Here is a 7394-nt window from a genome sequence, read left to right as displayed (position 1 = left end):
GCCGCGAGGACGCCGCCGACCTGCTGGACGCGCTCGCGCGCGACCTCGGCCTCGTCACCCGGTGGGGTCCCGACCGTGCCGAGTTCCGGGTCCAGACCATGCTGCGCTCGTACCTCGCCGCGGACCTGCAGCGGCAGGGGCCCGACCGGGTCGCCGCGCTGCACAGGCGTGCCGCGCGCTGGTGGGATCGCCGCAGCAGACCTGCCGAGGCGCTGCGACACGCAAGCCGCACGGCAGATCCGGTCGTCGTGCTGGACCTGGTGCGCAGGCGGGCGGGCACGCTCGTCGCGAGTGGTGAACACGGCGTGCTGGCCGCGGCGTTGGAGGCCGTCGACGAGGCCCCGACCGCCGACGCGTGGCGCGCCGCGCTGTCGGCGCACCTCCTTCTCCACCGCGGCGACGTCGCGGGCGCCGCGACCGCGGTCCGCCGGGGGCGGCGGGCGTCCCGGGCGCCCGGCGCGGAGCTCAGAGCGCTGCTGACCGCGGCCGAAGGTCTTGCCGGCATGGAGCCCACGCCGTCGGACGACGTGCCGCCGGAGGACCCGGCGCTCGCGCTGCTCGCCCGGGCCGGGCGCGGCGCGGCGGAGATCGGGGCCGGCAGTCCGGCCCGCGCCCGCTCCGACCTGCTGGCAGCCCTCGACGGGGCACGTCGCCTCGGGTTGCCCCTGCTCGAGGTGCAGTGCCTGAGCCTGCTCGGGATGGCCGCGTGGACGGCGGGCGACCTGACGGAGGCCGCGCGCACCACGGCGGAGGCGACGGCGGCCGTTCGCGACGGCGGCTGGGACCGCACCGGTCCCGCGGCGTGCGTCCATGCCGTCGCCGCACTGACCGCGCTGGGCCGCGCCCGGCCGGGCTCGGCCGCCGAGGCGGCGGAGAGCGGGCTCCGGGCGGACGCCGCCGCCCTCGAACCGCAGGTCCGCTTCGCGCTGCGGGTCGCCCGGGGCGGCGCGCTGTTCGACTCCGGGGAGAAGGCGGCGGGGCTCCTGGAACTCCAGCAGGCCCGAGCCGAGCTGGGAGAGGCGTCCGTGCACGGCGGACTCGTCGCCGTGTCGGCCCTGGTCGAGCACCGCATCGCGCTGCGCCTGGGCTACGGCAACGCCGCTGCGGCCGTGGGCGTGTGGCTCGCCGCCCGCTCCGGCACGACGCAGGAGCAGCTGCTGCTGCGGGCGTGGACCGAGGCCGCAGCGGGTGCCCATCGAGCCGCCCGGTCGACCGTGGACCCGCTGCTGGGTCGCGCCGCGCGACCGGCCTGGTCCGGCACGGTCGTGGAGGCGTGGCTGGTGGCCGCGCACGTCGCGCTGCAGGAGGGGGACCGGCCGGCGGCGCGCCAGGCGTTGCGCACCGCGCTGGACCGAGCCCGCGCGCTGGACCTCGTGCGCCCGTTCACGCTGAGCCCGACCGCGGTGCGGGCGCTGCTCGTCGACGAGCTCGTCGGCGGCCATGACCGCGGCCGCTTCGCCGGCCGGATCCTCGCCGTGCCCCCGCCCGGTGCGTGGCCCGCTGGGGTGGTGCTCACCGGCCGCGAGCGCGACGTCCTGTCCCGGTTGCCGTCGCTGCTCAACCTCGACGAGATCGCGGGCGACCTGTCCGTGTCGGTCAACACCGTGAAGAGCCACGTCCAGTCGATCTACGACAAGCTGGGTGCCGGATCCCGACGCCGGGCCGTGCTGGCCGCCCACGAGCAGGGTCTGCTGCGGTAGGCCGTGTGCGAAGCGGCGGGGCGTGCCCGGTACTCGGCCGATCGGGCGCTGGAGGACGGGGCCGCCGCGCCGGTAGCGTCGTTGGCCCGGTGGGTGCGCGGTCCCGTCGGCCGATCGGCAGGAACGCGGCTCGTGAGCTGAGTGCCACGGGCGAACTCTTCGGGGGACGAGGGTGACCGAGACCGAGGTGGATCGGCACGGTGGGCACCGTCCGTCCGTCGTCGGTCCGCCCGGCAGGCTCGCAGTGCCCGTCGCGAACCACGTGGTCGACCGCGAGGGGCTCTACGCGCGGCTCACCGCGGGCCTCGCCCATCCCGTCACGGTCGTGGCCGCGGCGGCCGGCTGGGGCAAGACCCTCCTGGCCGCCTCGTGGATCGCGAGCGGCGCGGGTGGCCGCGACGCCGCGTGGGTGCGGCTGGAGGCAGTGGGTGACGGTGCGGACGCCTTCTGGCGAGCCCTGGCCGAGGCCTTGGCGACCGTCGCCGGTCCGCAGGCGCGGACCCGGCTGCGCAGCCTGACCGCAGGTGCGACGGGGGAGGAGGACCTGCCCGGGCTGTTCGCCGAAGCGGCCCGACTGCTCGACCGGCCCACGGTCCTCGTGCTGGACGACCTCCAGGAGGTGTCGGCGCCGGAGGTGCACGAGGGTCTGCTGCGGCTCGTCGAGCGCCCTCCCCCCGCCCTGTCGCTACTGGTCCTGACCCGCCGCGACCCGCCGTGGCCGCTCGCGAGGCTCCGGCTGGCCGGGGCCGTGGCCGAGGTGGCGGGGCAGGATCTCGCGTTCGACGCCGGCGAGGCCGCCGACCTGTTCGCCCGGCTCGGGCTGGACCTCGACGCGGACCAGGTGCGGGTGCTGGTCGAGCGCACCGAGGGCTGGCCCGCGGGCCTGCGCCTGGTCGCGCTGCAGCTGCAGGGCCGCACCGACGGCGCGGACGTCGATGCCGCCGTCGCCGCGTTCTCCGGCGACCACCACTCCGTGGCGGGCTACCTGGTCGGCGAGGTGCTCGCCGGGCAGCCGCCCGAGCTGGTGCGATTCCTGGAGACGATCAGCATCGTGGACCTCGTCTGCGCGGAGCTCGCCGACGCGCTGACCGGGCGCGACGACAGCGAGCAGCTGCTCGCCGAGTTCGCCGCGTCCCACCTGTTCGTCCAGGCCGTCGAGCGATCCGGGCGCTGGTACCACCTGCACCGCCTGATCGGCGACCTGCTCCGGTCGCGGCCGCTTCCCCGGCGCCAGCGCCGCGACCTGCACCGCCGCGCCGCCGAGTGGTTCGCCCGCCACGACGCGCCGCTCGACGCGATCCGCGCCGCGGTGGCAGGGGGGCTCTGGCCGATGGCCGCGGACCTCGTCGGGTGCCACGCGGTCGGGTGCGTGCTGGGAGGTCAGGCACGCGAGCTCGAGAACCTGCTCGCCGCCGTCCCCCGGGCGGTCTTCGCCGTGCACGCCGAGCTCGGCTGCGGCCTCGCGGGAGCCCGCATCGCACAGGGCGACGAGACCGAGGTGGCGGAGCTGGTCGCGATCGGCCGGGCGGCCCTCTCGGGCATCCCCGAGGCCAGGGCGGCCCGGGCGCGGCTGCTCCTGGACCTGGTCGAGGGGGCACTGGCGCGGGCGCGGGGGCGGTGGGACGCCGTCGTCACGTTGTTCGACGCGGTGCCCGTCGACCCGGTGGCGCTCGCCCGGCTCGGCGTGTCCACCCCCGAGCTCGTACCGATGCTCGTCGACAACACCCTGGGCACGGCCGCACTCCTGCGCGACGACCTCTCCACCGCGGTCGGGCACCTGCGGGCCGCGGTGGCGGTCGAGCAGCCGACGACGATCCTGTCGCAGCTCAACGCGGCCGCCTACCTGAGCCTGCTGCGGTGCGAACGGGGCGAGCTGGGCCCCGCCGAGCAGGCGGCGCTGAACGTCGTGACCTGGGCGGCGGGCGCGGGGCTGCAGCACACGGTGCAGGCGGCGGCCGCCCACCTGGCGATGGCGCGGATCGCGCTCGACCGCGACGACCTGCGGGAGGCCGACGACTGGCTCGGCAACGTCGCCGAGGTCGAGGCCCGCGCCGTTGAGCCGCACATGCGGGTGCTGGCGGCGCTGATCCTGGCGGCCCGCCGCGAGGCCGACGGCGAGCACGAGCGGGCGCTGAGCGGGATGCGCGTCACCGGCAACCAGGTCGACATCGAGTCGCTGCCGAGGACGCTGCACGAACGCTGGCTGGTGGCGCAGGCCACACTGCTCGCCCGCCTCGGGGACGCTGCGCGGGCCCGCACAGTGCTCGACGACCTGGGTCCGCTGACACCGGGGGCCGCGGCGCTCGGAGCGGTCCGCACGTTGGCGCTGACCGGCGACCTGGCGGCCGCGGCGGCGGTCCGGCGGACGGCCGTGGTCGAGGACCATCCGCGGTCGCGGGTGGACGCACACCTGGTCGACGCCGTCCTCGCCCTGGGGGCGGGCGACGAGGAGGCCGCCCTGGGCCGGTTGGACGACGCGCTGGTCGTCGCCGCGCCGTGGTCGCTACGCCGCCCGTTCCTGCACGAGGTCGTCGACCTGCGGCCGCTGCTGGAACGGCGGCTGGCCTGGGGGACGGCGGCGCCGTCGTTCGCGGTGGACCTGCTGGAGCGCGCCGGCGGTCGACGGGCCGACCCGGGCCGGGCGGCGGTCGACCCGCTGACGGGCCGCGAGCGCACCGTCCTGCGTTACCTGGCCAGCACGCTCACCAACGCCGAGATCGCCGCGGAGCTCTACGTCTCGGTCAACACCGTCAAGACCCACGAGCGGTCGCTCTACCGCAAGCTCGGTGTGGCCGGCAGGCGGGACGCGGTCGCCCGCGCCCGCACGCTCGACCTGCTCTGAGCGCTCGATCGAGCACCGCACCACTTCATCCCAGAGCACAGAGTCATCCGCAGAACACAGAGTCATCCGCAGAACACAGAAATCATCCTCGGAGGAGGACTTCATCCTCCGAGGACGACGCTGCCTCATCCTCACCCGAGTGATCCTTTCCTGCGGCCTGGGAGAAGGTGAACGGACGATGCGTAGCCTGCGGAACGGGATCACCGTTCCCGACCGGCCGGAGGGCCACCTCCGGCGGGCGCAGCTGCTCGACCGCCTCGACGGCAGCGAGGCGCGGTGGATCGTCGTCGTCGCGCCGCCCGGCTACGGCAAGACCGTGCTGCTCGCGGACTGGCTGGCGGGGCGGCCCGACGGCCCGCCGCGGGCCTGGATCTCGCTGGCGGCGGTCGACGACGGGGCCCGCTTCCGGTCCGCGCTGGTCCGGGCGGTCGCCGGCGCACTGGGTGCCGTGCCCGACGGGCCGCCGGATCAACGTCCCGGTGACGACCCGGTCGAGCAGCTGGCCGCCCTGCTCGACGGCGCGCCGCAGCCCGTGCGGCTCGTTCTCGACGACCTGCAGGAGCTGAGCTCGCCGGAGGCCCTGCACGATCTCGCCCGGCTCGTTCACCACGGGCCGGCGGGGCTGCAACTGGTGCTGGCCGGCCGGACGCCACCGCCCGGGTTGCTCGCGTGCCCGGGGCCGGCGGGTGGTCCGCAGATGCTGTGCGCCGACGACCTGCGCTTCTCGCCCGAGGACACCGCGGCACTTCTCGGCGCCTCCGGCGTGCAGCTTCGGGCCGACCAGGTGGCCCACCTGCACGCGCAGACCGGGGGCTGGGTGGCAGGTCTGCGGTTCGCGGTCCGCGCGCTCTGCTGCGCCGACGATCCGGCCGCCGTCCTCGAGCACTTCCCGGGCGGCGACAGCTCGCTCGCCGACTACCTCACCGGCGAGGTCCTGTCGGCGCTGCCCGCGACGCAACGTCGGTTCCTGCAGGTGGCTGCCGTCTGTACGACACTGCCCGTCGAGCTCGCCGTGGCCCTGACCCGGCAGGTCGACGCCGGTCGCATCCTCGAGACGCTGGTGCGCGACACCGCGCTCGTGCAGCGCGCGGGCGGCGGCTGCTATCGGATCCACCCCCTGCTCCGCAGCCATCTGCTCACCGGTCTGGAACGCCGCGAGCCCGCGCTGTACCGCAGGTCGCAGGCCACGGCGGCCCGCTGGTGGCAGCGCTCGGGCGATCCGGTGCACGCGTTGCGCCACGCGCAGCGAGCGGGCGATCCGCAGCTGGTGGTCGCGCTCCTGCGCACCCGGGGCATCCGTCTCGTCGGTTCCGGCAGGCTGGACGCCGTCCGGCAGGCGATCGGCGCCGTGTGGCCTTCCGGCGAGACCGGCGACCGGTGGACGGCCCTGCTCGACGCCCTCGCCCAGCACCTGGCCGGTGCCCACGCCGAGGCCCGCGCCGCGCTGCGCAGGGCCAAGCGCGTGCGGACCGGGCCTCGCGACCCGGCGACCGACGCGCTGCGGATGGGCGTCGAGTGGCTCGTGACGGGGGAGCCGCCCGCCCGCACCGGCGCCGACGGGGTCCTGCCCCCGGAGCTGGAGGCGCTGCGGGAGCTCTGCCGCGCCACGTCGTGCGCCGGCACGGTCGGCGCCGATCCCGACGACCTCGCCGCCCGGCTCGACCGGGTCCTTACCGTCGCGGCCGAACGGGCGCTGCCGTACTTCGCGGTCTGGGCCCGGTCGCTCTACGCCGTCCTCGAGGCGGGTAGGGGTCGCAGGCAGGCCATGGCGGCGGTGGCGACGGCCGCGCTGGCCGATGCCGCACGGCTGGACGGGCGGCTGGCCACCCGGCCCGTCGAGTGGACGGCGCAGACCTGCGCCCTGCTCGCCCACGGGGACCTGCTCGCCGGGGACGCCGCCGCCGCACGGACGCGGGCGGAGCAGGCTCTGCGCACCGAGGCGCTGCCGCCGATGGCGGAGTACGCGCTGCGTGTCCTGCTGACCGCGGCGTCGGCGGACCTTGGTGAGCACCCGGGCGAGCCCGAGGCGTGCCGGGCTGCCCGGGCCGCATGCGGTGACGCCCCCGTCATGGGCCTGCTGCTCGCGACGCCCGCGGCGCTCGAGCACCGCGCGGCCGTCGTGCAGGGCCACCTGGAGGTGGGGGCCGAGATCGCGGAGTGGCTGGAGCGGCGCGTCGGCAAGGTCGCAGAGGTCCTCGTGATGGATGCGTGGGCCCATCTCGTGCAGCAGAACTGGGACGCGGCGGCCGCCGCGGCCGGGCCGGTCGTCGCGGGGTCGGTGCGGCCCTGCTCGCCCACTCGCCGGTCGAGGCGCACCTCGTCCTGGCCGAGGCCGCGCTGCAGGCGGGTGACCCGGACCGGGGCCGGGCAGAGGCCGACGCCGCGCTCGCGCTCGGTGCGGACCTCGACGTCCTGCGCCCGTTCACGGCGGCGGGCGGCGCGACCGCCGACCTGTTGCGCTCGGCTCAGGACGCGCCGGTGGCCACCCCGTTCGCCCGGCGGGTGGCGGCGGTGCTCGCCGCGATCCGTCCCGGCCCCGTCGCCCCGTTGAGCGAGCGGGAGCGGGCCGTGCTCGAGTTGCTGCCGTCGCTGCTCAGCGCGGGGGAGATCGCGGACGAGCTCACGGTGTCGGTCAACACCGTGAAGAGCCACATCCGGTCGATCTACGGCAAGCTCGGCGTCTCCACCCGCCGCGACGCGGTCTGCCGCGCCCAGGAGCACGGCCTGCTGACCTAATGGGGTCTACCGGGTCCGGTTGTGCCAGGCTCGGCGCTGGTAGCGGCCAGTGGTTCAGCACTCTTCTGACCTGGGCTCCGAGCTCTAAAGTCAGATCGTGCGTCCACTGGTCGTGA

General features: G+C 76.3%; 4 protein-coding genes. All 4 read left to right on the top strand.

All coding sequences use genetic code 11. The annotated features are described in order from the left end of the window. Positions 1–1700, top strand: a 1700-nt coding sequence (locus AB7J25_RS29315) for a LuxR C-terminal-related transcriptional regulator (protein ID WP_428514392.1), incomplete at its 5' end; no start/stop codon positions are given. A gap of 172 nt (positions 1701–1872) precedes the next feature. Next, positions 1873–4542: a LuxR C-terminal-related transcriptional regulator gene (locus AB7J25_RS29310; protein ID WP_428514390.1), complete on the top strand. Its 2670-nt coding sequence runs from the start codon at positions 1873–1875 to the stop codon at positions 4540–4542. Positions 4543–4720: 178 nt separating this feature from the next. After that, the gene (locus AB7J25_RS29305; RefSeq protein ID WP_428514388.1) at positions 4721–7093 is read left to right on the top strand and encodes an AAA family ATPase; all 2373 of its coding nucleotides are present in this window, start codon (positions 4721–4723) and stop codon (positions 7091–7093) included. Beyond that, complete coding sequence (locus AB7J25_RS29300; protein WP_428514386.1) at positions 7021–7278, top strand: response regulator transcription factor; 258 nt, start codon at positions 7021–7023, stop codon at positions 7276–7278. The genes AB7J25_RS29305 and AB7J25_RS29300 overlap by 73 nt, the downstream gene beginning before the upstream one ends. Positions 7279–7394 lie beyond the last annotated feature (116 nt).

This window comes from Pseudonocardia sp. (assembly GCF_050246655.1).
In the GTDB taxonomy this organism is placed as follows: Bacteria; Actinomycetota; Actinomycetes; order Mycobacteriales; family Pseudonocardiaceae; genus Pseudonocardia.
The sequence above is the reverse complement of the archived record's forward strand: the minus strand, read 5'-3'. Positions and strand labels throughout refer to the sequence as shown.